Consider the following 25,380-nt stretch of genomic DNA (forward strand, 5'->3'; position numbering starts at 1 on the left):
TTTGACGATCGATCATAAAGACGAAAAAGCAATGAGCGACGAGCCCAAAGTTCCGAGCAAGCGCAAGAGCCCCGTGGCGAAGCCGCGCGGCGACGTGGCCGAGCCAGGCGCGTCTTCGCTTTATGTGCAGTCCGTCGAAAAGGCGATGAAGGTGCTCACCGCTTTCGACGGCAGCAAGCGTCAGTTGTCGCTCTCGGAAATCTCGGCGCTCACGGGCTTCGACATGAGCGCGACGCAGCGCTTCGCGTATACGCTGTCCGCGCTCGGCTATCTGTTGAAGGACCCGGACAGTCGCAAGTATGAGCTATCGCCGCGGCTTCTCGACTTCACCTATCACTACCTCACGTCGAACGAACTCGTGAGCCGCGCGACGCCTTATTTGCAGCAGTTGGGCTCGGAGACGGAAGAGGCGACCAATCTCACGGTGCTCGACGATACCGATATCGTGTTCGTTCTGCGCATCGTGAGCCGCAACGTGTTCAATGCACACGTGATTACGGGCTCGCGTCTGCCGGCGTACTGCACGGCGCCGGGACTCGCGATTCTCGCGACGCTCAGCGACGGCGAGATCGACGATATTCTTTCGCGCACGAATCTCGTGCCTTATACGGCATCTACCGTGTACCAGCCGCGCAAGATCAAGGAGCGCATCGTGCAGATCCGCAAGCAGGGCTACGCGCATACGGAGGATGAGTATTTCGTCAGCGACATTTCGACGGCGGCGGCGATCACGAATGCGCATGGGCGCGGCATCGGCGCGGTGAACATTGCGGTGGCGAGATCGCGATGGCAAGCGGACCGTGACGAGAAGCGCTTCGCGGATCTGGTCATTTCCACGGCTTCGGCGATTTCGACGCGGCGTCGTATCGAATAGCTTGTGCAACCGATGGCGATCCCCTGGAATGGTCATGACCATTCAGCGAGGACCGCCATCGGCCCGGTCGATTCACGGCTGCCCGTTCTTCTGCTGGTTCCTGAACGCCGCCTCTCCCGCATCCGACACCTCGACCCACTTCTTGTCGGGCGGCGCGTCGGCGACATAGCTGTCGTGCCAGTTCCACCACTTGTACGTCGGCGTCTGCGGATAGCCCTCGGGCGAATCCTCCCAGACTTCCTGCCGCCCGAGCGGCGTGATGTCGAGATAGTTCCACGTGCCGCCCATCTGCTCGTCGCCGCGATTGTTGATGAAGTACGTGCGGAACACGCGGTCGCCGTCACGATAGAACACGTTCGTGCCGTGCCATTCGTCGACGCCGAAGTCGGCGTCGAAGCTGTCCGTGATGGTGAACCACGGAATCTGCCAGCCCATTCGCGCCTTCAGTCGCTCGATGTCGGCCTGAGGCGCGCGCGAGACGAAGACGAGGGTCGTGTCGCGGGCGTTCAGGTGGGCGAGATGGGCGACCTGATCGGCCACCATCGAGCAGCCCCGGCACGCGTGGTCGGGCCAGCCGAACACGCCCGGCTCGTAGAAAGCGCGATAGACGATCAGTTGGCGCCGACCGTCGAACAGGTCCAGTAGGCTCGCCTTGCCCGCAGGCCCTTCGAATGCATATGACTTGTCGACGGCCATCCACGGCATGCGGCGGCGCTCGGCGGCCAGCGCGTCACGCGCGCGAGTGTGAGCCTTCTCCTTCACGAGCAACTGCTGGCGTGCCTCTTCCCACGCCTGCTGCGAAACCACGGGCGGTGTATGCATGGCAGGCTGTCCGCTTTTCGTTGCGTCTTTCGCTGTATTTCCGGCTGATGTAGTCATGGCTTTTGCAACCTCCTGATCTAAGGAAAATTCCTGCGTCGCGAGGCTGATGCGCGATTCCATTCAGCACGCGTTGCTGGATGTTTGCTGAGAGACAGCTTGGACCGTTGAATCGAACCTTGGGAGTAACAACTGTGGCGTCATTTCGGCGGACGATCTGGCGTTCGCCCGGCGCATCTATTGCGACATCGTTCGCTATGCGAGTACGCCTCGTGGGACTTAAACTCTGCTCAGATGCCATCAGATCCGGAAGGTCATGCCCCCACGCGAAACTCACAACGCCCGGCAAATTGCCTCGTCATCCGCACCGGCCGATGACGGCGCGTTGCAAGACCCGGTCCTGCTGCGTCGCCTGCTGCGCGCCAAGGATCGCATGGACGCTGCATCGCACGAGGCTTGGCCCGTCAAGCGCCTGGCTGAAGTCAGCGGCGTATCCGAAGCTCATTTCGCGCATTCGTTCAAGCGAGCCTTCGGTGTTCCTCCGCACCGATATCTGCTGACACGGCGCATCGAGCGGGCCACGACGCTGCTGCGCGACACTGGGCTCAGCATCACGGAAATCGCCTTTGCTACCGGCTGGGAGAGCCTGGGTACGTTCGGCCGCACGTTCCGCGACATTACGGGCCGAAGCCCCGGCGCGATGCGCGTCGAAGCGCGGGCCGCTACGGATCAACCCGGCCACGTGCCCGCCTGCGTGCTGAAGGCGGCGCAGCGGCCCGACCTCACGATCGCAGTTTTGGAGAAGCGCCGCCGCGTGGCCAAGGGTACATTCCGGCCATCAATCGAGGAGGTGTCGTGATGAACCAGGGTATCAATGTGGTGGGCTTGTACGTCGACAATCAGGACGAGGCGCTTGCGTTCTATGTCGATAAACTCGGATTTCGCGTTCATACGGACGTGCGCAACGGCGACTATCGCTGGCTGACGGTCCAGCATCCGGAGCAGCCGTCGTTCCAGCTTGGCCTGTTCAGACCCGGTCCGCCCATCCACGACGAAGCCACCGCGCAAACCCTGCGTGCGATGGTCGCCAAAGGGGCCATGCCGCCCCTCGTTCTCTCCGTGACCGACTGCCGCGCGAGCTACGCACAGTTGAAAGCCCGTGGCGTCGAATTCACTCAGGAGCCCATAGAGCGCTTTGGCAGCGTCGACGCCGGCTTCCGTGATCCCGCGGGCAATGGCTGGAAGATGATCCAGTCTCCGTCGGCGAAATAAAGACGGGCATTGGAGTCCGACGGTTTCGCCATCGGGTGGCTGTCATATCGTCAGTGACAGGGGAGTATCAGGCCGGTGAGTGCCAGTGCTCCCGATACCTTTGGCGCGGCTTGATCCAGTCAAGCCGCTGCCCATTCCGCTCTGCGTCGTTTGCCATGCGCGCGGACACTTTTGCCGCAGCGAGCCGCGATGCGCGCGAAGCGAATGGCGATGCACGTAGCCAGAAATACGATCGGGCGCCAGCTCGATTGAGTTCGCCGCGATCTCGAACGCCACGCGCTTCGCTATGGCCAGGTGCCACCGGCGGCATGAGGCGCGAATCCCGAAGCACGACTTTGCGCTAGCACGCGCCTATGGCCCGAACGCACGATGCCCGCGTGCGATCGATTCAGTCCAATCCCGTCTCCGGTTTTTTCCCACGCCGCTCTTGCAAGTTTCCTTGTTCAAGCGTCCCGGAAGGTCGTGCATTTCCAACGACCCTCCAACGCCAACTTTACAAAACAAAATCCTCTCGCCATAATACGAACGCAAATAACAACCATTCGCATTTAAATAGGGGTAAGCAAGAGGACAATGAAGGCAGGCAAGCAAAATTCCACCGTGCTCCGGCCGCTCACGATGGCCGTGCTGCTGTCATTCGCGACAACCCACGCCGGCGCGCAGTCGGCGGATGCGCAACCATCCGCTACGACTACGGATACCACGGATACCCAGCACGAATCCACGCTCCCAGCCGTCAGCGTGAGCGCGCAGGGCGAGCAGGACGCGCCGTATGGGCCGACCAACGGATACGTCGCGCAATGGAACTCCAGCGCGACGAAATCCGGCACGCCGATTCTGGAGACACCGCAGTCCGTTTCCGTCATCACGCGCGATCAGATCGAACAGCAGAACGCGCAGAACCTGAACGCTGTCGTGCGTTATACGTCCGGCGTGACGCCCGAGACGCGCGGCAGTATCGCGACGCGCTACGACCAGCTGAAAGTCCGCGGCTTCGATGCCGATACCTACTGGAACGGCCTGAAGCTGATCAACAATGGCTGGTACGCGGTGCCGCAGCTCGATCCGTACATGATGGATCGCGTCGAAGTGGTGAAGGGGCCGGTATCGGTGCTGTACGGCCAGGCGGCGGCGGGCGGGCTTCTGGATCTGGAAAGCAAGCTGCCGACCGTGCAGCCGCTCCATGAGGTCGGCGTCGAAGTTGGCAACTACGGCCATGTGCAGGGCAAGTTCGACCTGTCCGGACCGATTGCCCGCGACGATCGCTATCTGTTTCGCCTGACGGGCATCGCGCGCAAGGAAGACGGTCAGGTGAACATGACGAAGAATGAGCGCATTGCGATTGCGCCGTCATTCACCTGGCGCCCGGACAACAGAACGTCGTTGACGGTGTTCGGTCTCTATCAGCACGATCCGCGCAGCACGTCATACGGCAGTGTTCCGCCGCAAGGCACGGTGCTGTTCAATCCGAATGGCAAGCTGCCCAGCAATTTCTACGACGGCGATCCGAACTTCGAGAGCTTCAATCGCGTGCAGGAATCGATCGGCTACAAGTTCGAGCGGCGTCTGACGAACGCGTGGTCGTTCCGCTCGAATGGCCGCCTCCTGCACCTCGCGCAGGACTACAAGAGCGTCTATGCATCGGTGCTCCAAGCCGATTTGCGCACGCTCGACCGCGGAACGGCAGCATCGACGGATAACCTGAATACCATCGCGCTCGACAACCAGCTCGAAGGGAATTTTTCAACGGGCCCGATCGACCATACGTTGCTCGTCGGTTTCGATTACCAGCACTACGCGAGCAACTTCGACGCGGGATTCGGCATGGGGCCGTCGATCGACATGTTCGCGCCCATCTACAACCAGCCGGTGACGCCGCCTGATCGCTACCATCAGGTGCTGAGCGGCACGCAGTACGGCGTCTATGCGCAGGATCAGGCGCGGCTCGGTAACGCGATCCTGACGCTCGGCGGACGCGAAGACTGGGCCAGCAGCAAGACGCGCAACGATACGTTCGATACCTCGTCGAGCCAGTTCGATCGCGCGTTCACGGGACGTGCTGGCTTCACGTACGTGTTCCGCAACGGCATCGCGCCTTATGTCAGCTATACGCAGTCGTTCACGCCGCAAGCGGGCACCGACATCAACGGCAAGGCATTCGATCCGGAGCGCGGCCACCAGTATGAAGTCGGCGTCAAGTTCCAGCCGAGGGGCTACGATGCGCTCTTCACGGCGGCGCTCTTCAGTTTGACCCGCGAGAATCTGCTGACCACGGACGCCGCGAATCCCAACTTCCAGTCGCAAGCAGGCGAGGCGAGGTCGCGTGGCGTCGAACTCGAAGCGAAGGTCAGCCTGACGAACTCATTGAACGTCGCGGCGAGCTATACGTATCTGAACACCGTCTATACGAAGGACAACAGCGGGCTCGAAGGCAAGCATCTCGCCGCGATTCCGCAGAATCAGGCTTCGCTGTGGGCGTATTACACGATCGATCGCGGCCCGCTCGCGGGTCTGTCGATGGGCGCGGGTGGACGCTATACGGGCACCACGTATAGCACCGACAACAGTTTCAAGGTGCAGAGCTTCTTCCTCGTCGATGCCACGCTGCGCTACGATCTCGGCCGCGCTGCATCGCAGTTAAGGGGCGCAGAACTGTACGTGAACGCGCAGAACCTGTTCAACAAGGAATACGTCGCTTCGTGCTATTACGGAAGCTGGTGCGCGTTCGGCTATGGACGCCAGGTCTTTGCGGGGATGAACTATCGCTGGTAGTTCGTTTTAGCAGCCGGCCCGCTTGCACCGTCAGACGCGCATCGATGTAGCCGGCGTGCAAAAAGGATCTACGCGCGTCGAACCGCTTCAGGCGGCGACCACGCTCTTCTTCTTGTGGCGTTTGGCCTCATACATCGCGACGTCCGCCGACCCCAGCACCTTGTCGATCCCGTTCCCCACGCCAGTCACGGGTGCAATACCGATGCTGGCGCCGATTTCGATTACGACGTCATCTGCCAGATGGAACGGCCTCTCGATCTCGGCGATGACGCTGTCCGCAAAGGTGTTCGGCTCCGCTGCACCCGGTACCTGGCCGACGATCACAAACTCGTCGCCGCCCATGCGCGCGACGAGGGCGTCCGGTCCGGCGAGCTGGCGCAGTCTCGTTGCGACCTGCACGAGCAGCTTGTCGCCGAACTCGTGTCCGTGTGCATCGTTCACCGCCTTGAATCCGTCCAGGTCGATGTAGAAAAGCGGCACGCCGGTTCCGATACGAGCGGATCTGGCGAGCTCATAGGTCGTCGCATGGAAAAGGCCCGCGCGGTTGAGCAGTCCCGTCAGGCCGTCGTGGCGCGCGCGGCGATCGTTCTCGCGCTCCGCCTCCATGGTGGTAATGAGCATCGCGTTGAGCTTTCTGGCGGCAACGCTCATCGCGAACAGATAAAACGGAATCTGGACCAGCGTCAGCAACAGCACAGGTTCGCCCGACAGTACTGCGCCAATACAGCATGGGCCGAGCGACAGAAAGATCATGATGGCGACGAGCCGCGGTGCTGCGAAGTTCCGGAAGCAGATTCCGCCGACCATCGCCGCCGCCGAGAGAAAGGAGAGCGTCGCTGCGACCCAGTCGCCACTTATCGAGCTGATGAACGCGCCGTAGCCGACCGTCGCACCCCATAGGGGCGCAAGAAGAATATAAAGGTCAGTCGGCGTGGACTTGCCCTGTTGCGCCCGCCGGTGCGCCAGCACGAGCACGACCAGGCGAGCCACGCAGACGATGATCTCCGAGATCAGCCAGAACCGGAACAGTGCACTTGGATGGCGGTATTCGAGTACCCAGGCAACGGCTATCGTGTTGAATACGCCACCCAGGAAAATCGGCAGCGTGCCGAACAGCGTATAGACGAGCGCTGTCCGGATCTCTTGCGGGGTGTCTCTGCCTGGGTGCAGCAGCCAGCAAGCAAGCTTGCCCTGCGGCAAGCTGAACGATTTGAGTGATTTCGTCACTTGAGCACCTGCGAATTGCCTCGCGACGATTATGTGTCGCCCCATGCGGTGACCGGGAACGCGAAATGGGCACGGATCGACGTCTCCGCGGCACGTACCGGATGTCCGTCAGCTTCAAGTCGACAGCGGGATGGCCATCCCGTGAATGAAGCGATCGACACCACATGACCGGTTATCGGCGCTTGCGCGCGCAACTTTAGGGCCGCAACTCAGGGGCGGCAACTTAGGGCGGCAACTCAGGGCGGCAACTCAGGGCGGCAACTCAGGGGCGGCAACTCAGGGGCGGCAACTCAGGGGCGGCAACTTAGGGCGGCAAGCTCGATTCAACGTCCGCGAACGAGCGACGGGCACCAGCCAATACATGGAGTCGCGGCCACGAATCTCATCGCGTTTGTCGTGTGGCCTGGCGTTCGACGGTAGCGGGCACCTGAGCTTCATGACGGAGTGCAGACCAACCGTCTCTCGTCAGTTCTACCCGCAATTTACCTGCAAACCCGGCGGATGCAGGCGTGTTCAACGGGATGAAATCGCAACGACCGGCGTGCGCCGGATGAGTAACGGGAATGAACGAGTAGCGCCTCGCCCAATCGCCATAGCCCTTTACCAGAAAGCCTCCTGAGCGTTCTATGTATTGCTGGCGGGATCGTTCATAGACGTCCCGAAGCGCAAACCAGGGGACATGCGGCAGGTCGTGATGAACCAGATGGTAGTTGTTGTTCAGAAACAGCAGCCGCCAGAACGATCCGGCTTCATTGATGACCGAGCGCTCCTCGTGCGAATCCGCGGAGCGATGTTCATGGAACGAGCGCACCGAGCTTAGCGCGAGCGCCGGATAGCCGACGCCTGCAATGAAGAGCCACGGCGCAATTCCGCACGCGCGATCGAGCCAGATGATCAGCACGGCAAGCGCGACAAAATGCGCGAGCCACGCGGGCGCATCGGACCAGTCGCTGCGCAAAGGTTTGCGCAGTGCCTGCGTAGCCGTCGCCGCAATCGAGAATGCAGGGCCGAGCAGAAGACGTCCCGCAAACGTATTGCGCGCGACGAGCAGAGCGCGCGTCAGCGTTCCCGCCTGGTCCCACGTTTCGAGGCTGACGAAAAACGTCTCGGGATCGATCTCGGGATGCGTCAGATGCGCATCGTCGTGATGCTGCAAATGCAGGTCGCGATAGACGGCATACGGAAACCACACGGCGAGCGGCGCAAAGCCGATCAGCCCGTTAACGAATGCTGAGCGCGTCGGATGACCGTGCAGCAGTTCGTGCTGCAACGACATGTACCACGCGCTGAACAGCGCGAGCAGCGGAAGCGAAACGCTCAGCCCGAGCGTCTGCGCATGGCTCGCGATGAAAAACCATCCGCCGTACATTGCGCCGATCAGGAGCCACGTCGGCCATTCGGTGCGCCATGCGAGGCGCGTGCGTTGATGCGAAAGCGCCAGACGTTGCGCGTCGTCGAGATAAATGGCCATCGGCGGATCGGTGGTTTTGCAGTCGGTACGATCCTAATGGCGGGCACGCAGCCGCCGAACCAATTTGTTTGGCTAAGCTTTTGAGGAAAGCGGGTTAAGCGAACCGGGTCTGCGCGAAAGGGGATCGCCTTTACTGATGCATGCCGATCTCGCAGGAATGATCGAGCAATCCTTCCGCCGTGCCGCTGCCGTCGTCGAGTTCGAGCCCGCTGTTCACGACGAGCCAGCCGTCGCTCTCCGACGGCCCCGCGCCCGTCACGAGGATGGTCTGCTGCGCCATTGCATCGCTGCCCTGACGGTCGCGCGCGACGATGCGAAACGGGTCGCTGTCGCCCGTCAGCGAGAGGATGCGCATCACGCGATACCGGTTGCCGTCGAGCGTCGTCCAGTGCCATTTGCCCGGCTCCGCCGTACGGTAGTGCGCGAGATTCTTGATGATGCCGTCCTGCATGCAGTCCATATGAATATGCAACTGCTGCTGCGTGCGGCGGTACTTCGAATTGATTTCGAGTCCCAGCTGATTGGGCGGAAACGTCAGGCCGATGCGCGAGCCCACATACTGCCGCGCGTTCCACGCATCGGCCCAATACTCGGGCGCATGGATGTCGAGCACGCTCGGGCTTTCGATACCCATCACGCGGTCCGTCGGAATCAGCAGATATTGCGTGTTGCCGTTGATGTCCTTCAGGATCGCATAGCGTTTCGAGAGATCGACGCTCGTGCAGAAGCCGGGGCCGCCCGTCGCGCGCGCAACAGGCACGCATTGACGGTTGACGATCGACCAGAGCGCATTGGGATCGGCGGCCGCGATGATCGCGCAGCCCGATGTGCAAAGCGCGACGGCAAGCGCGGCCAGGTGTCGAAGACGTGGTCGGATCATTGCTGCGAGTGGATGTCAGATGGTGGGCGCTGGAACTGCGCCCAGTACAGCCTCGAATGCGATGCCGATCGCGAGCAGCCGCCGGTCGTGGCCGAGCGGCCCATCGAGTTCGATGCCCACGGGCAAGCCATCCCGCGTCAGGCCCGCAGGCAGCGACAGGCCCGGAATGCCCGCGTTGCTTGCGGGATCGGTGTTGCGCAGGTAGGCGGTCATTTCGTCGATGGCGGGCGCGCCGTCGATCGACACGACGGACGAGCCGTTCACTTCGTCGAGCGGCACGGCGACGAGCCGCGTGGTCGGGAAGATCAGTGCGTCGAGGCGCCCGGAGGCGAACGTGTCCGCGTAATGCTGCTGCAATCGCGGACGCCAGATGGTCATCGCATCGTGATACTGCTGCGCGAGCGCATGCGCCATCACCACGTCGTACACATTGCGCACATCGGGGCTCGCGATGCGCGCCGCGACTTCGGCGACGGTCTTGACGGGCGCATCGTTCGCGACGAGATAGTCGCGCACGTCGTCGAACGCTTCGTGAATCGCGACAGGGCCGCCCGTCTGGTCATTGAGGTGCAGCAACTCCGGCATGTGGACGGGCACGAATGTGACGCCCGCCGCTTCGAGCTTCTTGAGCGCGGCGCGCGCGGCGTCTTCCGTCGCGTGTTCGAGATCGGCCCACAGCGGCGACGGCAAGCCGATGCGGAGCGCCGACAGTTGCACGTCGGGCAAGGTCGTGTCGCCTGCAATCACGCCGTCGAGCAGCGCGACGTCCGCGACGGTGCGCGCCATCGGCCCGACGGTATCGCGCGTATGGCTGATGGGAACCACGGCTTGCGGATCGTGATAGCGGCGCTCGCCGCCGCCGTTGCCCACGGACGGACGCAAGCCTGCAATGCCCGTGAGCGCGGCGGGAATGCGCGTCGAGCCGCCCGTATCGCTGCCGAGCCCCGCCGTCGACATGCGCGCGGCGACGGCAACGGCCGTGCCGCCCGACGAGCCGCCCGCGATCAGCGACGGGTCGTACGGGTTGCGCACCGGGCCTGCGTGCGAGGCCAGATTCGTGCTGGTGATGCCGAACGCGAGTTCGTGCATGTTGGTCTTGCCGAGCACGATCGCGCCCGCATCGATGAGCTTGCGCACGGAAGGCGCGTCGGTCTTCGGCTTGAAGCCGTCGAGTGCGGGCGTGCCCGCCGAAGTCAGCAGTCCCGCCGTGTTGATGTTGTCCTTGATGACGACGGGCAGCCCGGCGAGCGGAAGGCGGGCTTTTTCGTCGGGCGTCAATGCGTCGATGCGTTTCGCGGCGGCAAGCGCGCCTTCCATGTCGAGCACCGTGAACGCGTTGAGCGTCGCGAGCGCGGCGGCGCGCGCGAGCAGCGTCGCGACGTAATCGGTTGCATTGAGCCGGCCCGACTGGATGGCGGCGACGGCTTGCGTCGCCGTCAGCGCGAGTTGTTCATCGACGGTCCATTGCATGTAGTGTGTCCCTCCCGGTTCGACGGCGCGTTGCGCCGCGCGACGTGTCGTGATTGTGCCCGTGCGCGAGCGCGCGGCACGCTCACTTGCGCATGAACAGCCGCGCGAGGCGCGCGAACTTCGGAACGAGCGTCGGATGAACGAGCCGTTTGTCGTAGCCGCTCATTCGTTGGTCGTTTTCCTGAAGGCAGAGTTCGATCAGCTGACGCGCCGAGAGCGCCTGGCCGATCGTCGAGCTGTTGGCGGGCAGGAAGTTCGAGTCGTGCGCGACGCCATTGGCGTCGATGCCCTTCGCGATCGCGACGCGGTCCCAGATCAGCTTGATCCAGATTGCGCCGACACGCAACGCATGCCACGGACGCCGCCACCACGGCATCGTGCGCCGATACCACGCGACCCAGTTGACGAAAAAGAGAATGTGGCGCGCTTCTTCCTGGATCACGGGCTCGAAGGTTTCGACCAGTTCTTCCGGGAAATAGCCCGACAGCTGCGCGGAGCGAAACAGGCCGAACGCGAAGAAGCTGTCGATGCACTCGCTGTAGCCGGTGAACATCCACGCCCATTCGGCGTCGCGCGGTGCGGGGTAATGGGGCTCGGGCGCGAGCTCGATGCCGTACGCGGCGACGAGCCGCGACAGAACGTGCTTGTGGCGCGCCTCTTCGGCCGCGTCCATTTCGATTGCTTCGCGCACCAAAGGGTCTTGCACCTGCGCGGCATACGTGGCGACCCGGATCGACGCGCGGCCTTCCGTCTGCACGGCGATGTCCCAGATGGGCAGCGACGTGATGCGCTTGAGCGCGTCGGTGGGCAATGGCGGCCAGTCGATGACGGCTGGCTTGTACGGATTGTGAGTTTCCAGCAGCATCCGGCAGAACATCTGCTTGTGTTCTTCGGAGCCGATGGGCATGCGCGCGTGTCCGTGGAACGTCCAGTGACGCAGCGCGCGATCGTGATCGGCTTCTGTTATCAGGGTGTCGGACATGACAGGCGAATACTTTGGCGAGTTATTCCGCCTATTCTGTCATACCCCGTCAATCTGTGGCGTGGAGCGGGCGCTTACCGTAGTGCCGCACGCGTTTTCGCGCTGCACGGCGTGAAAAATTGCAATGCAGTATTGCGCTCATTGCTGACTATCGATCCACAGACGCCCCCAGCGAAACGCATACGCGAGCGCATGTTCTTCGTCGAAGAAGTAATCAAGCGCATCGAACGAATACGCGTGTCCGTCGTTGGCGGCCGTGGCCTTTTCGATCGTGAGATTCGCTGCGAAGAGCCCATTGGGCAGGCGCTGCGCAGCGGGGGCTACTTCATAGCCCTTGTAGCGGATGTGTCGGTTCATCGGTTTCATGTTCGATCGCCTCCCCGCGGCGGATTGCGCGTTGCGCGGCGATCAGTCGAATGAAGCGGGCAGGGACTAGCGTAGGCTGTGCCGTGTAGCGCGTGAACCAATCTTTCGTCGCAAGCAAATCACGGGTGGCCGGGAACGGTCTTCGAAGATCTGGATGTGGCGTTATCGCGTGCGTTGGCGCGATCATCCGGCGGCGAGGTGGGCGTGTCTGTTATTTGGGCCACGATGGCGGGCCCAGGTGTGTTGGCGAGCGCACGCAGCGCGCGCGTCGACAGTGACATACGCCAGGGACGCACGCTGTCGGCCTGGAGATGGGGCAGGCCGAAGTGCATGGCGCGCGTCGGTGAACGCGATGCGCCGCTGCATCGCGTTACTTTGCGACGGCGTCGATGCGCAAGCGTGTCAGTTCGCGAGTGCGAAAACTTTGCTGGCGCGGGTTTCGTCGGCGGGGTCCGGCGTTGCGGCGGCTGCATGAGACGCGGCGCACGCCTGCTGCGAATGTTGCGAGTGCGAGCGGAACGCCAGCGCGAACTGCGCGGCCTGCTGGCCGACCATCGACAGCTGTTCGACGACCTTCGGATCGGAGCACGTATCGGCCGTATCGAAGCGTGTTTCGAGCGTGTTGATGCCCGCGCCGAACGGCGTCGGCCAGCCACGCAGCGCGTGCACGATCGAGCGCAGCGACGTCAGCACCGAGCCCGCCGCCTGCCATCCATACGCAGTGACGATGCAGCCGACCGCGCGACCGTCGAGATAAGGCCGCGCTTCGCCGCGCAATTCTTCGAGCGTGTCGAGCGCGTTTTTTACGAGACCCGACACGCCGCCATGATAGCCGGGCGTCGCGATGACGAGGGCATCGGCGTGACGGACGGCCTCGATGAGTTCGAGCTGTTCGTCGGTGCGATGCGTGCTTTCGGGCGCATAGTGCGGCAGGCTATGCAGGAACGTGCCGCCGAAGAGGCGCGTGCGCGCGCCGGCCTGCTCCGCGCCGCGCAATGCGAATCCGAGCGCGCGTTCGGTGGACGACGCAGCGCGCGTGGTGCCGCCGATGCCGATCACGAGCGGGCGGCGGTTCTGATCGAAACGGGTCAACTGGATGCTCCTTGCTGCTGTGACGGCTGGCCGGATGCACGGTCGACAACATGACGTGTTTTCCATGCGAACGGCGCGTGAACCTGAACTGTCATCTTAGTGACCGATGGTAGCAGCGCGAAACGACTTTTTGTTCTAACGATATAACGGGGAAAGGGTCTTTGGCCGCGTTACGCCGGGTGGAATCCTTGTGCGAAAGGCTTCGTTGGCGGGCACGGGGACGGGCGTTATGATGGACCCGTCTCCTCCATGAAAACTCCTTGACATGGGATTGGCCCCGGCTCGAAACGGACCGGGGCATTTTTTTGCGCGCTTTCGGATGCGCGCGATGTGCGCAATGCTTGCAGCAGCGCAAAGGGGAGGCAACGGACGGGCCCTATTGCGGCATCGGCACGATCCGCTGCACGGCGAGCGAGTTGTCCTGCGCCGTTTGCTGGCGCGCGTCGGGCGTGACGCACACGTCGTCTCCCTGAAAGGCCTCGCGCCACACGAAGCCATTCTTGCAGGTGTTCGGCCCGTAGGCGCCGCCTGTCGGCGAGCGGTTGTCGGCGGCGGCCCTGTTTTCAGCGTAGATGCGCGCCTGTGTATCGGGCGTCACGCATACGCGGTCGCCGGGCCGCGCCTGTCGCCACACGTAGCCCTTGATGCACGCGCCGCGCAGATGCGCGCGCCGTTGCAGCTCGATCTTCGATATGGCACCGCTCGCGGCGGGACGATCGACGGCAACGGAAGCCGGCGATGCGACCGCGTCCTCGACGGCGGGCGCGTGCTGATTCGAACCCGACATCTTGAGCAGCACCGCGCCCGTCAGTCCCACGGCGGCCAGCGCGCCGACGATCGGCAGCAGCCGCGTGCGCCGCTTCGTCTCGACGGGCTTGTCGGGAGCGGGCGGCGCTGCAGGCGTCGTGTCCTTGTCCGCGCCCCCATGCCCGCGCAACGCGTTGATCAGCAATTGCACGTCGCTGTCCCATCGCGCGTGCGTCAGCTCGATCGAGTTGCGATACGCGAGATCCTTGATGTCGTCGGGCAGGTCGGCTTCCTGCGGCATCGTCGCGCCCTGCACGAGCACGGGAATCAGCGTCACGCCGCGCTTGAGCGCCGACGACGTTTCGAGCCGCACGAAGTCGTTCGGATTGTCGAGCCGCCGCTTGCCGTCCTTGCCGGTGACGGTGAGCCACGTTCGTCCGATCAGCGAGAGCACGACGCCGCACTGGTCGATATTCGTCTCGATCGCGCGGCGGAAGTCGGCGCCCGGTTGGATCGTCGCGACGTCCATGAACACCAGTTGCTCGCCGAACACCTCGCGCAACGATTCGAACAGGCGTCCCGCCTGACCTTCCGTGTCTTCGCGCCTATAACTGATGAAAATGGGCCGCATCGAACGATCCTCCCTCAACGGGTTGAACGGCGAGCCGAACCTGCAATTCAAAACCTTTCCATTAAAGCAGAGCGATGCGTGTCGCGTCAGGAATGCAAACGGACATCCGCCGCCCGCGCCGCGGACGATCTGTGCGGCAGCCAACCGACCGCGCCGCGCAAAGCGGATAACGCTTTCCGGTCCGATGCGCGTATGGCGTTAGATACATGCAATGCGTCCGATACCGCGTCGCGCGTGAACCAACGCTTCCGCGATACGTTCGCGCAAGGCCGTATCGATTGCGCGCGGTTCCTGGAGATCGAATCGAATGACGGCCGATGTTGCAGACCAGGTCGTGCTTTTCTCCGGCCACATGATCGATGCGCCCGGGCGGCCCATCGAGCGTTTTCCGGCGAGACTCGCGCCGCGCGTCGCGCAGGCGATCGGCGACGAACTGGACGCGATACGCGTTGGCCGCACGGACATCGGGCTGTGCGGTGCCGCTTGCGGAAGCGATCTGCTGTTCGCCGTCGCGGCGCTCGAACGGCATATGACGTTGCGCATTCATCTGCCTTTCGACGAGAGAGCGTTCATCGAGCTCTCCGTCGCGATCGGCGGCGAGCGATGGGTCGAGCTTTATCGACACGTCACGCAAAGCGCGGCCTGCATCGTTGCAGACGACGTGCTGGGCCCGTTGCCGCCGGGCGCCGATCCGTTCACACGCAACAATCTGCTGATGCTGTCGGAAGCGAGGCGGATCGGCGCGCGCGCGTTCACGTTCGTGTGCGTGTGGGACGGCCAGCCCGGCGACGGGCCGGGCGGCACCGCGCACCTGGCAGGTGCCGTGCGAGCGGCTCACGGCCAAGTGCGAATCATCGACATACGTGCGCTGGCGAATGAGCCCGGAGCATGACGCGCGAGGTGCGTTCCCGCGCGCAATGATCGCGGTGAAGGACAACTCAAAAGTAAATATAAAAGCCAACTTCGGACGCGCTATCAGCACCCGCACGCCGCGCTCTGTTCGGCATCGCGCAAAATCCGCAAACTCACCTTGGCAAGTCAGCCCTCTTTGCTATGCTCATTGAAGCCTGGGCAAGCCTGCCGATCTCCCAGGCGCAGACGCGCTGGCGCGCACGCGCCGAATTCTCGCGCTCTTCTCGCGCTCATCGGGAGCCTCGCCATGAATGCGTTCGACACGCTGCTCGCGCAAACCCTCAGCTCGCCCGATCTGCTTTCTGAAACCGTGGGCAACGAAGAGCGCCAGGCCTACGACACGGAGCATCCCGTCACGCTGCCCGTGCGCCGCGCCGCATTGCCCGCGATTTCCGACCGGGCTGTCGAGCTGATCGTCACCTTCGAGGTCACGAGCGAGGCCGTGTACAACCGGCTCTACGTGCATCCCGTCTGGCCGCAAGGGCAATCGGGATGCACGATCGGCGTCGGCTATGACCTCGGCTACGTGGACGCCCAACGCATGACGTCCGACTGGAACGCCGCGCAACTGGCCGCCGCCGACGTCGCGTTGCTCGCGCGCGTCTGCGGGCTCAAGGGCACGGCCGCGCAACAGGCGCTCGCGAACGTGAAGTCGGTGAACGTGCCGTTCGCGGCGGCAAACACGGTGTTCAGGCAGGTGACGCTGCAACGCACGATTGCGCAGACGATTGCCGCGTTGCCCAAAGCCGATCAGCTGAAACCCGATTGCCTCGGCGCGCTGGTCTCGCTCGTCTACAACCGCGGCGCATCGTTCGCGGCCGCGGGCGACCGCTACACCGAAATGCGCGCGATCGCGGCCGACGTCGCGAACGGCAATCTCGCCGATATCCCGGCGCAGTTCCGCGCGATGAAGCGGCTGTGGCAGAACCAGCCGAACATGCAAGGCCTCGTGCGCCGCCGCGAGCTGGAGGCGCTGCTGTTCGAACAGGGATTGAGCAGCTGACACGCCCGCTGTCGACGAACCGCGGCGGGTTCGCGCAACGACGGGCCCGATGGAGCGAAGCGTGCAAAACATCGAAGGGGCCGTGGCGCCCGGCGTGCTCGCGGGACTGTCGCAAGAGTGCGCACCCGCTGCCTCCGACGACAGGCGGCTGAAGATCAGCGTCATCAACGGCAATTTGCAGTTCATTCAGGAGCCGCTTCTGATCGGCCACTACCGCGATGCGTCGCTGACGGGCGTCGAGCGCGTCGTCGACGATCTGATCGGCGGCGCGTTGAGCACGTCGATCCGTCTCGGGCGTTATCCGCAGCATCTCGGCAGCCAGCAGGTGTTCGTCAACGCGGGCTTCCGTTCGCCGCATCCGTTTCGCCTGCCGCGGCCGGCGGGGCTGATCGTCGTCGGGCTCGGCAGCGAGGGACAGCTTCGCGCAAGCGACCTCGCGACGACCGTGCGCCTCGGCGTGATCGCATGGGCGCAGCGGCTGGCCGAGAACGAGGAGCAGGGCGCGGAGCCGTTCTCGCTCGCGGCGACGCTGATCGGCAGCGGCGGCACGGGCATCGCGCCCGGCCAGGCGGCGCGGCTCGTCGCCGAAGGGGTGCAGGATGCGAACCTGCGGCTTGCGAGCACCGACTGGCCGTGCGTTCGGCACCTGCGGCTGATCGAGCTTTACCTCGATCGCTCGACGGAAGCGTGGCGCGCGCTGAAGCTGCTCGAACAGGCGAGCCCCGAGTGCTACGAGATCGACGACGCCATCCTGACTTCGACGGGCGCGCTGCTGCGGCCTCTCGACAGCAGCTATCGCGGCGCCGACTACGATCTGATCAGTGCCGTCACGCAGATCGACGCGTCAGGCGACACCAACATCGTCTACACGCTCGACACGCGCCGCGCGCGCACGGAAGTCCGCGCGACGGCGACGCAAGGGCGTCTGCTCGCTCAGCTCGTGAAGGCGGCGTCGAGCGCCGACAACGACGACGCGAATATCGGCCAGGTGCTCTATCAGCTGATCGTTCCGCGCGAGATGCGGCCGTTTCTCGCGGGCGGATCGGAGATGCAGATCGAAGTCGACAGCGGCACGGCCGGCATTCCGTGGGAAATGCTCGACACGTCCGCGAACGCGTCGCAGCGCAACGCCGATTCGCCACGCCCGTGGGCGATACGCGCGAAGCTGCTGCGCAAGCTGCGCATCGGCGACTTTCGACATCGCGTCGACGATGCGCCGCGTGACGCGCAGATTCTCGTGATCGGCGAGCCGTACTGCAACGATCCGCGCTATCCGGCGCTGCCGGGCGCGCGGCAGGAAGCGCGGGCGATCGCGAACCTGTTGCGCGAGAAGATCGGCGCGGCGCGCGTGACGGGGCTCGTCGCCGCATCGGACGATGAACGCGGACCGGACGCGCGCAACATCATCAGCACGCTGCTCGAACGCGACTGGCGCGTGCTGCACATCTCGGGACACGGCGAGCCGCCCGCCGACGACGCACACCCGGTCGATGCCGGCGACGACCGTCTGCGCGGCGTCGTGCTGTCGGACGGCATCTTTCTCGGGCCGCGCGAGATCGGCATGTTGCAGCGCACGCCCGAACTCGTGTTCGTGAACTGCTGCTATCTCGCCGCGCGCAGCGGCGACCAGTTGCTGAAGGCCGCGGACGTGCCCGTGTACGACCGGCCGCGCTATGCCGCGAACATCGCCGAGGCGCTGATCCGGATCGGCGTGAAGTGCGTGATCGCGTCGGGCTGGGCCGTCGACGACGAACCCGCGCAACAGTTCGCGACCGTTTTCTACCGGCGGATTCTCGAAGGCGAGCGCTTTCTCGATGCCGTCGCCGTCGCGCGCGACGCGGCGTGGCTATGCGGCGGCAACACATGGGCCGCGTACCAGTGCTACGGCGACGCGAACTGGACGCTCGAACCGGCATCGGGCAGCATGGGCGCGCGCGAGCGCACGGCCGAGGACTGCTATGCGGGCATCGCGTCGTCGGTGTCGTTGATACTCGCGCTCGAAGAACTGGAGACGAGCGCGCGCTTCGACGCATCGGGCTCGCCGGACCGGCTGTGCTATCTCGACGAGCGTTTCGGCTCGCGCTGGGGCGCGCAGGGCGACGTCGCGGAGGCGTTCGGCAGGGCATGGTCCGCGTGGCGGATCGAAGAGAAAGCTGTCGAGTGGTACGAGCGCGCCGTGCGCGCGGGCGACGGCCGCACGACGTTCGCCGCGACCGATCAGCTCGCGAACCTGCAGGCGCGGCTCGCGTGGACCACGCTGAAGGCGAAGGCGGCGCAGGGCGGCGAGAGCGTCGTATCCGCGTCCGATATCGACGCCGCGCGCAGCCAGGTCCAGAACAGCATCGCGCTGCTTCAGTCGCTGCTCGACGTGCGGCGCACGGTCGACCGCCTGAGCATTTGCGCGGCGGCATACAAGCGCGTCGCGCTCGTCGAGCGGATCGCAGGCGACGAAGCGGCGGAGTCGGCGGCGATCGGCAAGATGCTTGCGCTGTATCGTGAAGCCGAGCAGCTCGGCGATGCGCAAGGCGATGCCGCGACGTTCTATCCGCTGATCAACCGGCTCGCGGCCGAACTGATGCTGGGCATGGGCGCGCCGTCAGCGGACGGATTCGACGCTGCTTCAGTGGAGAGGCTCAGGCACATGCTCGAGCAGTGCGTGCATGGGGAACCGGACTTCTGGAACATCTCGGCGATGACGGAGCTTCGGATCTACGAAAGCCTCGCGGCGAAGCAGCTCGAAGCGAGCTTCGCCGCGATCCGCGCGGATTTCGTCGATCTGCACACGCGCGTGCCGTCGAGAAGCAACTGGAGCTCCGTGCTCGATCAATACGATTTCGTGCTCTATCCGTATGCGAACCAGCCGGCTATTGCAGACGGCGAGAAAGCGGCTGTCGCGCAGTTGCTCGACATGCTCAGGCAATGGGTGCATGAGGACCAGCCGCCGTCACCGCAGCAGCCGTCGGCGTGAGCGCTCGTAGTGCTTGTGGCGCTCGTAGTGTTCGTCGCGTTCGTCACGTTCGTCACGACAGATCGGGCAGCGCGCTCAGATAACTGCTCGTGAAGCTCGCCACCTTCTGTTGCAGCGTCGCCTGAACGGCGTCGAGCACCGACAGGTTGATCTGCGCCGTCGTCGAGAAGCGCTTGAGGTTCGCCTCGTTGTTCTGCACCTTGACGAACAGCACTTGCGTGATCGTCATGCTCGCCGCCAGCGAAAACGCCATCAGCGATACGCTGAGATCGCCCGCTTCCGTCGGCTCGGCGAGCGCGATCTGGAAGCTCGCCGTGTTCGCGCGCCGGCTTTCGCGATTGAAGAGCGTGATCCATGGCGTCGACGTATCCATCGAACGCAGCGCCTTCAGCGTCGCGTCGATCAGCGGCGCGGCGGCGATGGCGCCCGGCCCGAGCAGCAGCGCCGCGACGGCCGTGATCGCTTCGTGCACGTCGAGTCCTGCCTCGCCCGATACATAGTCAGTCATCTCACAGCTTTCGACGCGCCATCCGAGATTCGACAGCACGCCGCCATAGCCGCGATACCAGTTCTGCGTGTCGTCGGGCGAAATCCCCTGGTGCTTGAGGATCAGTTGCGCGAGCAACAGCGAGTCCGCGACGGCCTGGCGCCGGTTTGCCGGAACGCCCGACTTGAACGACACCACGCCCGAGCCCGCGACGATCGCCTGGTCCTTGCTCGCGTCGAACGCCGGCGGCTGCAGGTTCGACGTGTTGGGATCGGCGCCGCGCCGGCGCTGGTCGGGCAGAACGGCGCCCGTCACGAAGGCAGTCGCCTGCTCGGCGGTGGCAGTGGTCATGACGATGCTCCTCGGCGGATAGGGAGGGGGCGATGGATCGTGGGATATGGCGTATGTGGCGCATGCGGCGCATGTGGCCAGCGCGGCACGTTCCATCAGGTTAGGTCATCGATGCGGATTGGGCGGTGTTTTTTTCGCTTCGATCCCTGTCCAATACGCGGTCCAACACGCGGCTCACCACGCGATCCGCTTTTGTTATCGGCCCATCCAAACCTCGGATTGTTCCCGTATCGGGCAGCGATTTATATTGCGTACACCGAGGGCCGTCACCGACCACGGACACACAATGAAGAATGCGCGGCACGTTAAGACTGCGCATCGGGACAGCCTTGCATGGGACGGGAGTAAGCGCTAAAGCGCTAACTCCGATCGACAAAGGGAGCACGCATGAATCGTATCGATCTGGAGGGCCGCGTCGTCGTCATCACGGGCGGCGCGCGGGGTATCGGCTATGCGGTTGCGCAGCGCGCGCTGCGCTCGGGCGCGAGCGTCTCGCTGTGGGACAGGGACAACGAACGGCTTGCACGCAGCAAGCACGAGCTCGGCGAACTCGTCGGCGAACACGGCAAGGTCTCCGCCGTCACCGTCGATCAAACGAAAGAAGCCGAGATCGATGCCGCCGTCAGCAAGACGCTCGCCGCGCACGGCGCGATCGACGTGTTGATCAACTGTGCGGGCATCACGGGCGGCAACGGCACGACATGGGAACTCGACCCGAATGTATGGCGACAGGTGATCGACGTCAATCTGATCGGCCCATATCTCGTGTGCCGCGCGGTCGTTCCGCAGATGCTGAAGCAGGGCTACGGGCGCATCGTGAATATTGCATCGGTGGCGGCCAAGGAGGGCAATCCGAACGCGTCGCACTACAGCGCGTCGAAGGCGGGCCTGATCGGCCTCACCAAATCGCTCGGCAAGGAACTCGCGACGAAGAACATCCTCGTCAATGCCGTCACGCCCGCTGCCGCCAAAACAGAAATCTTCGATTCGATGTCGCAACAGCACATCGACTACATGCTCTCGAAGATACCGATGAACCGCTTCCTGCTGCCTGAAGAAGCGGCATCGCTGATTCTGTGGCTGTCGTCGGAAGACTGCGCGTTCAGCACGGGTGCGGTGTTCGATCTGTCGGGCGGCCGCGCGACTTATTGAGCGTGTCGCGTCCCAACCCGCGGCAACCCGCGGCAACTTCGAGAAGAACAACAAGGGCACATGCATGCCGTCCACGCGCTTGCGCGATATAGAAGACACCAGGAGACACGATGAGCCGGACCCCACCCGAATCCATCGACGGCATCGTCGGCCAGGTCATGCGGCGGCTGTTGCCGTTCCTGCTGCTGATGTACGTGCTCGCGTTTCTCTACCGCGCGAACATCGGCTTTGCGCAGAAAGCGTTGCAGCACGACACGGGCATTTCGAACGCGGCGTTTGCGTTCGGCGCGGGTGTGTTCTTCGTCGGCTATGCGCTCTTCGAGGTGCCGAGCAATCTGCTGCTGCATCGCGTCGGCGCGCGGCTGTGGATGTGCCGGATCATGGTCACGTGGGGCATCGTGTCGGCGGCGATGAGTCTCGCGCATACGGCGACGGCCTTCTACACGCTGCGCTTCCTGCTGGGCGTCGCGGAAGCCGGCTTCTTTCCGGGCGTCATCTATTACCTCACGCGCTGGTTTCCTCAAGCGGCGCGCGGACGTGCCGTCGGCGTGTTCTATTTCGGCGCGCCGCTCGCGTTCATGTTCGGCAGTCCGCTGTCGGGCCTTCTGCTCGATCTGCACGGCATGTTGGGCCTCGCGGGCTGGCAGTGGCTGTTCCTGATCGAGGGCGGGCTCGCATCGATCGTCGGCGTGTGCGCGTTCTTCTATCTCGACGACCGGCCCGACGACGCCACGTGGCTCACGCCCGCCGCGCGCAAAACGTTGATCGCGGCACTCGACGACGATGCCCGCGCCGCCGCCGCGCACGGCCCGCATAACATCGTCGCGGCGCTGGTGGACAGGCGCGTGCTGCTGCTGTCCGCGATCTATCTGCTGATCCAGATGAGCGTGTATGGCGTGATCTTTTATCTGCCGCAGCAAGTGGCCGCGCTGATGGGCGAATCGGTGGGCCTGCGCGTCGGTCTCGTCGCGGCCGTGCCGTGGATCTGCGCGCTCGCGCTAACCTGGATCGTGCCGCGCCGCGCCGATCGAACGGGCGCGCACCGAAGCTGGGCTGTCGCGCTGCTGGTGCTCGCGGGTTGCGGCATCGGCGTGTCGGGTCTCGCGCACAGTCCGCTCGTCGCGTTGCTCGCGCTGTGCTGCGCGGCAAGCGGCTTCATCGCCGCGCAGCCGCTCTTCTGGACGTTCCCGACGCGATATCTGACGGGCGCGGCGGCCGCGGGCGGCATCGCGCTGATCAATTCGCTCGGCAGCCTTGGCGGCTTCATCGCGCCGACGCTGCGCACGAGCGCCGAGCATGCGTTCCAGTCGGCGTCGGCGGGGCTGCTGTTGCTGGGCGCGGCGAGCCTCTTCGCCGCGCTGCTGATCGGCACGGCGGTTCGCCTGCGCACCGCGCGCGAAACGCCCGCTTTCCCGCAACCCATTCGCCGCGTCCGCTAATACGAGGCGCGCGCAAACCACGAACGGAGCTCTAGAACATGGCGATGCCCACTATCCGGCACGTGCGTGCCTTCGTCGTCCGCGGCGGCGGCGCGGACTATCACGACCAGGCCGACGGACACTGGATCGACGATCACATCTCGACGCCGATGGCGCGTTATCCCGAGTACCGGCAAAGCCGCCAGTCGTTCGGCATCAACGTGCTGGGCACGCTGGTCGTCGAAATCGAAGCAAGCGACGGCACGGTCGGCTTCGCGGTGACGACGGGCGGCGAGATTGGCGCGTTCATCGTCGAGAAGCATCTCGCGCGCTTTCTCGAAGGGCAGCTCGTGACGGACATCGAGAAGATGTGGGATCAGATGTACTTCTCGACGCTCTACTACGGACGCAAAGGCATCGTGCTCAATACAATTTCGGGCGTCGATCTTGCACTGTGGGATCTGCTCGCGAAAGTGCGCAAGGAGCCTGTCTATCAGCTATTGGGCGGACCCGTGCGCGACGAGCTTCAGTTCTATGCGACGGGCGCACGGCCCGATCTCGCGAAGCAGATGGGCTTCATCGGCGGCAAGCTGCCGTTGCAGCACGGTCCTGCCGAAGGCGAAGCGGGCCTGAAGCAGAACATCGACAAGCTCGCGGATATGCGCAGCCGTGTCGGCAGCGACTTCTGGCTGATGTACGACTGCTGGATGAGCCTCGACGTCACCTACGCGACAAAGCTCGCGAAGGCCGCGCATGAGCACGGACTCAAGTGGATCGAAGAAGCGCTGCCGCCCGACGACTACTGGGGTTACGCCGAACTGCGCCGCAATGTGCCGCGCGGCATGATGGTGTCGACGGGCGAGCACGAAGCGACGCGCTGGGGCTTCCGGATGCTGCTCGAGATGAACTGCTGCGATCTGATTCAACCGGACGTGGGCTGGTGCGGCGGCATCACCGAGCTGATCAAGATTTCCGCGCTCGCCGATGCGCACAACGTGATGGTCGTGCCGCACGGCTCGTCGGTGTACAGCTATCACTTCGTTGTGACGCGCCACAACTCGCCGTTCGCCGAGTTTCTGATGATGGCGCCGAAGGCCGATCAGGTCGTGCCGATGTTCACGCCGCTCTTGCTCGACGAGCCCGTGCCCGTCAACGGCCGCATGAAGGTGCCCGATACGCCGGGCTTCGGCGTGCGGCTGAACCCCGAGTGCAAGCTCGAACGGCCTTATCAGCATTGATCCATACGTCGATTGTAGGAGAGGCACGTGCTGCTGAAAGACAAGGCGGTGATCGTCACGGGCGGTTCGCGCGGCATTGGTCGCGCGATCGCGGTGGCGTGCGCGAAAGAGGGCGCCGATGTGGCGATCAACTACTGGGGCGACAACGACGCGTCGTATAACCGGCGTTCCGCCGTCGAAGAAGTGGTCGGCGAGATCGCGGCATTGGGGCGGCGCGTGATCGCCGTCGAAGGCAACGTCGCGGCGAAAGAGACGGGCCCCGAGCTGGTGCGCCGCACGGTCGACGCGTTCGGCAAGGTCGACGTGCTTGCGAGCAACGCGGGCATCTGCCCGTTCCATGCGTTTCTCGACATGCCCGCTGACGTGCTCGAAACCACGGTCGCCGTGAATCTGAACGGCGCGTTCTTCGTCACGCAGGCGGCTGCGCAGCAGATGAAGGCGCAGGGCACGGGCGGCGCGATCGTCGCGACCAGTTCGATTAGCGCGCTCGTCGGCGGCGGCATGCAGACGCATTACACGCCGACCAAGGCGGGCGTCCATTCGTTGATGCAGTCGTGTGCGATTGCGCTCGGGCCGTACGGCATCCGCTGCAACTCGGTGATGCCCGGCACGATTGCGACCGATCTGAACGCCGAAGATCTCGCCGACGAAGCAAAGAAAGCGTACTTCGAGAAGCGCATTCCGCTGGGCCGTTTAGGCCGTCCGGAAGACGTCGCCGATTGCGTCGTGTTTCTCGCGTCGGACCGCGCGAGGTATGTGACGGGCGCCGCGCTGCTCGTCGATGGGGGGCTTTTTGTTAATCTGCAATAGCGGTTTTGTGTCTGCGACGGCTTTTGTTTTCTGGTCTTTTTGCCTTTGCGCTGGCATCCGCGTTAGCGCCTCGCGGCGCGGGCGTTGCCCCTGTGCGGGGCGGCACTCACTTTCTTTGCCGCCGCAAAGAAAGTAAGCAAAGAAAGCGGGCTCATACCGCCAATGCTTGACCTCTACCCACGGGCTCTCAACGTCCCCATGTTTCGAGCGACTGCATTCTGGCCCATGTTCGTTGCCAACGCACTGGTTAAATGCCTCACCCGCTTCATACACCCGTGGCACGGCTAAGGGCATCGAACACGTCAGCGCCGCATGTCGGTAGTGAATGAGGTTGCTATACCGTACAGGACGCCGCCCGCACTTGAGCCGCATCGCGTGGCGAGGGTGTCCTGCGCGGCGCGAATGCCTACACACAGTTTGCCGCAAAGGGGCCGCAAA

21 protein-coding genes are annotated in these 25,380 nt (G+C 64.1%); 11 read left to right on the forward strand and 10 right to left on the reverse strand.

What is annotated here, in order from left to right; translation table 11 throughout:
• The first annotated feature begins 31 nt into the window (after positions 1–31).
• On the forward strand, positions 32–874 hold the full coding sequence (locus BMW76_RS10020; protein ID WP_090864990.1) for an IclR family transcriptional regulator: 843 nt from the start codon (positions 32–34) through the stop codon (positions 872–874).
• 72 nt (positions 875–946) lie between these two features.
• On the opposite strand, the gene BMW76_RS10025 is transcribed toward BMW76_RS10020, so the two are convergent.
• A complete protein-coding gene (locus BMW76_RS10025; protein ID WP_090864991.1) occupies positions 947–1,696 on the reverse strand; it encodes a DUF899 domain-containing protein in 750 nt (249 codons plus the stop codon).
• Positions 1,697–2,009: 313 nt separating this feature from the next.
• On the opposite strand from BMW76_RS10025, the gene BMW76_RS10030 reads away from it, so the two are divergent.
• The 3 genes from BMW76_RS10030 to BMW76_RS10040 all read left to right on the forward strand — a co-directional run bounded on the left by BMW76_RS10030 (position 2,010) and on the right by BMW76_RS10040 (position 5,737).
• Entirely contained in the window at positions 2,010–2,552 is a 543-nt protein-coding gene (locus BMW76_RS10030; RefSeq protein WP_090864992.1) for a helix-turn-helix transcriptional regulator, read from the forward strand.
• Complete coding sequence (locus BMW76_RS10035; protein WP_090864993.1) at positions 2,552–2,965, forward strand: VOC family protein; 414 nt, start codon at positions 2,552–2,554, stop codon at positions 2,963–2,965. The genes BMW76_RS10030 and BMW76_RS10035 overlap by 1 nt, the downstream gene beginning before the upstream one ends.
• Before the next feature lie 573 nt (positions 2,966–3,538).
• Positions 3,539–5,737, forward strand: a complete 2,199-nt coding sequence (locus BMW76_RS10040) for a TonB-dependent siderophore receptor (RefSeq protein ID WP_090864994.1) — start codon at positions 3,539–3,541, stop codon at positions 5,735–5,737.
• A gap of 87 nt (positions 5,738–5,824) precedes the next feature.
• On the opposite strand, the gene BMW76_RS10045 is transcribed toward BMW76_RS10040, so the two are convergent.
• From BMW76_RS10045 to BMW76_RS10080, 8 genes are all read right to left on the reverse strand, one after another.
• Entirely contained in the window at positions 5,825–6,964 is a 1,140-nt protein-coding gene (locus BMW76_RS10045; RefSeq protein WP_245763164.1) for a GGDEF domain-containing protein, read from the reverse strand.
• 382 nt (positions 6,965–7,346) lie between these two features.
• Positions 7,347–8,435 (reverse strand): fatty acid desaturase, encoded by a 1,089-nt coding sequence (locus tag BMW76_RS10050; protein WP_090864996.1) that lies wholly within the window; start codon positions 8,433–8,435, stop codon positions 7,347–7,349.
• Positions 8,436–8,565: 130 nt separating this feature from the next.
• The gene (locus tag BMW76_RS10055) at positions 8,566–9,315 is read right to left on the reverse strand and encodes a CDP-diacylglycerol diphosphatase (RefSeq protein ID WP_090864997.1); all 750 of its coding nucleotides are present in this window, start codon (positions 9,313–9,315) and stop codon (positions 8,566–8,568) included.
• Positions 9,316–9,330: 15 nt separating this feature from the next.
• Complete coding sequence (gene iaaH / locus BMW76_RS10060) at positions 9,331–10,785, reverse strand: indoleacetamide hydrolase (protein ID WP_090864998.1); 1,455 nt, start codon at positions 10,783–10,785, stop codon at positions 9,331–9,333.
• An 82-nt stretch (positions 10,786–10,867) separates the two neighbouring features.
• Complete coding sequence (locus tag BMW76_RS10065) at positions 10,868–11,767, reverse strand: ferritin-like domain-containing protein (RefSeq protein WP_090864999.1); 900 nt, start codon at positions 11,765–11,767, stop codon at positions 10,868–10,870.
• 138 nt (positions 11,768–11,905) lie between these two features.
• Positions 11,906–12,124 (reverse strand): transcriptional regulator, encoded by a 219-nt coding sequence (locus BMW76_RS10070; protein ID WP_090865214.1) that lies wholly within the window; start codon positions 12,122–12,124, stop codon positions 11,906–11,908.
• 411 nt (positions 12,125–12,535) lie between these two features.
• Complete coding sequence (locus tag BMW76_RS10075; RefSeq protein ID WP_090865000.1) at positions 12,536–13,225, reverse strand: NADPH-dependent FMN reductase; 690 nt, start codon at positions 13,223–13,225, stop codon at positions 12,536–12,538.
• A 376-nt stretch (positions 13,226–13,601) separates the two neighbouring features.
• Positions 13,602–14,603, reverse strand: coding sequence for a toll/interleukin-1 receptor domain-containing protein (locus BMW76_RS10080; protein ID WP_090865215.1), 1,002 nt, complete (start codon positions 14,601–14,603; stop codon positions 13,602–13,604).
• A 307-nt stretch (positions 14,604–14,910) separates the two neighbouring features.
• On the opposite strand from BMW76_RS10080, the gene BMW76_RS10090 reads away from it, so the two are divergent.
• The 3 genes from BMW76_RS10090 to BMW76_RS10100 all read left to right on the forward strand — a co-directional run bounded on the left by BMW76_RS10090 (position 14,911) and on the right by BMW76_RS10100 (position 19,486).
• On the forward strand, positions 14,911–15,495 hold the full coding sequence (locus BMW76_RS10090; protein ID WP_143062238.1) for a hypothetical protein: 585 nt from the start codon (positions 14,911–14,913) through the stop codon (positions 15,493–15,495).
• A 267-nt stretch (positions 15,496–15,762) separates the two neighbouring features.
• A complete protein-coding gene (locus BMW76_RS10095; protein WP_090865003.1) occupies positions 15,763–16,518 on the forward strand; it encodes a glycoside hydrolase family protein in 756 nt (251 codons plus the stop codon).
• Between the two features lie 61 nt (positions 16,519–16,579).
• Positions 16,580–19,486: a CHAT domain-containing protein gene (locus BMW76_RS10100; RefSeq protein ID WP_177200349.1), complete on the forward strand. Its 2,907-nt coding sequence runs from the start codon at positions 16,580–16,582 to the stop codon at positions 19,484–19,486.
• Between the two features lie 52 nt (positions 19,487–19,538).
• Here the strand turns inward: BMW76_RS10100 and BMW76_RS10105 are convergent, their stop codons facing one another.
• Complete coding sequence (locus BMW76_RS10105) at positions 19,539–20,324, reverse strand: hypothetical protein (RefSeq protein ID WP_090865005.1); 786 nt, start codon at positions 20,322–20,324, stop codon at positions 19,539–19,541.
• A gap of 387 nt (positions 20,325–20,711) precedes the next feature.
• Between BMW76_RS10105 and BMW76_RS10110 the strand changes: the two genes are divergently transcribed.
• The 4 genes from BMW76_RS10110 to BMW76_RS10125 all read left to right on the forward strand — a co-directional run bounded on the left by BMW76_RS10110 (position 20,712) and on the right by BMW76_RS10125 (position 24,942).
• Positions 20,712–21,476, forward strand: a complete 765-nt coding sequence (locus BMW76_RS10110) for an SDR family NAD(P)-dependent oxidoreductase (protein ID WP_090865006.1) — start codon at positions 20,712–20,714, stop codon at positions 21,474–21,476.
• A gap of 110 nt (positions 21,477–21,586) precedes the next feature.
• Positions 21,587–22,915, forward strand: a complete 1,329-nt coding sequence (locus BMW76_RS10115; protein WP_090865007.1) for an MFS transporter — start codon at positions 21,587–21,589, stop codon at positions 22,913–22,915.
• A 38-nt stretch (positions 22,916–22,953) separates the two neighbouring features.
• Positions 22,954–24,132 (forward strand): L-rhamnonate dehydratase, encoded by a 1,179-nt coding sequence (rhmD, locus tag BMW76_RS10120; RefSeq protein WP_090865008.1) that lies wholly within the window; start codon positions 22,954–22,956, stop codon positions 24,130–24,132.
• 27 nt (positions 24,133–24,159) lie between these two features.
• Positions 24,160–24,942, forward strand: a complete 783-nt coding sequence (locus tag BMW76_RS10125; protein WP_090865009.1) for an SDR family NAD(P)-dependent oxidoreductase — start codon at positions 24,160–24,162, stop codon at positions 24,940–24,942.
• Positions 24,943–25,380 lie beyond the last annotated feature (438 nt).

Origin of the sequence: Paraburkholderia diazotrophica, from assembly GCF_900108945.1 — a bacterium.
Classification (GTDB): Bacteria; Pseudomonadota; Gammaproteobacteria; order Burkholderiales; family Burkholderiaceae; genus Paraburkholderia; species Paraburkholderia diazotrophica.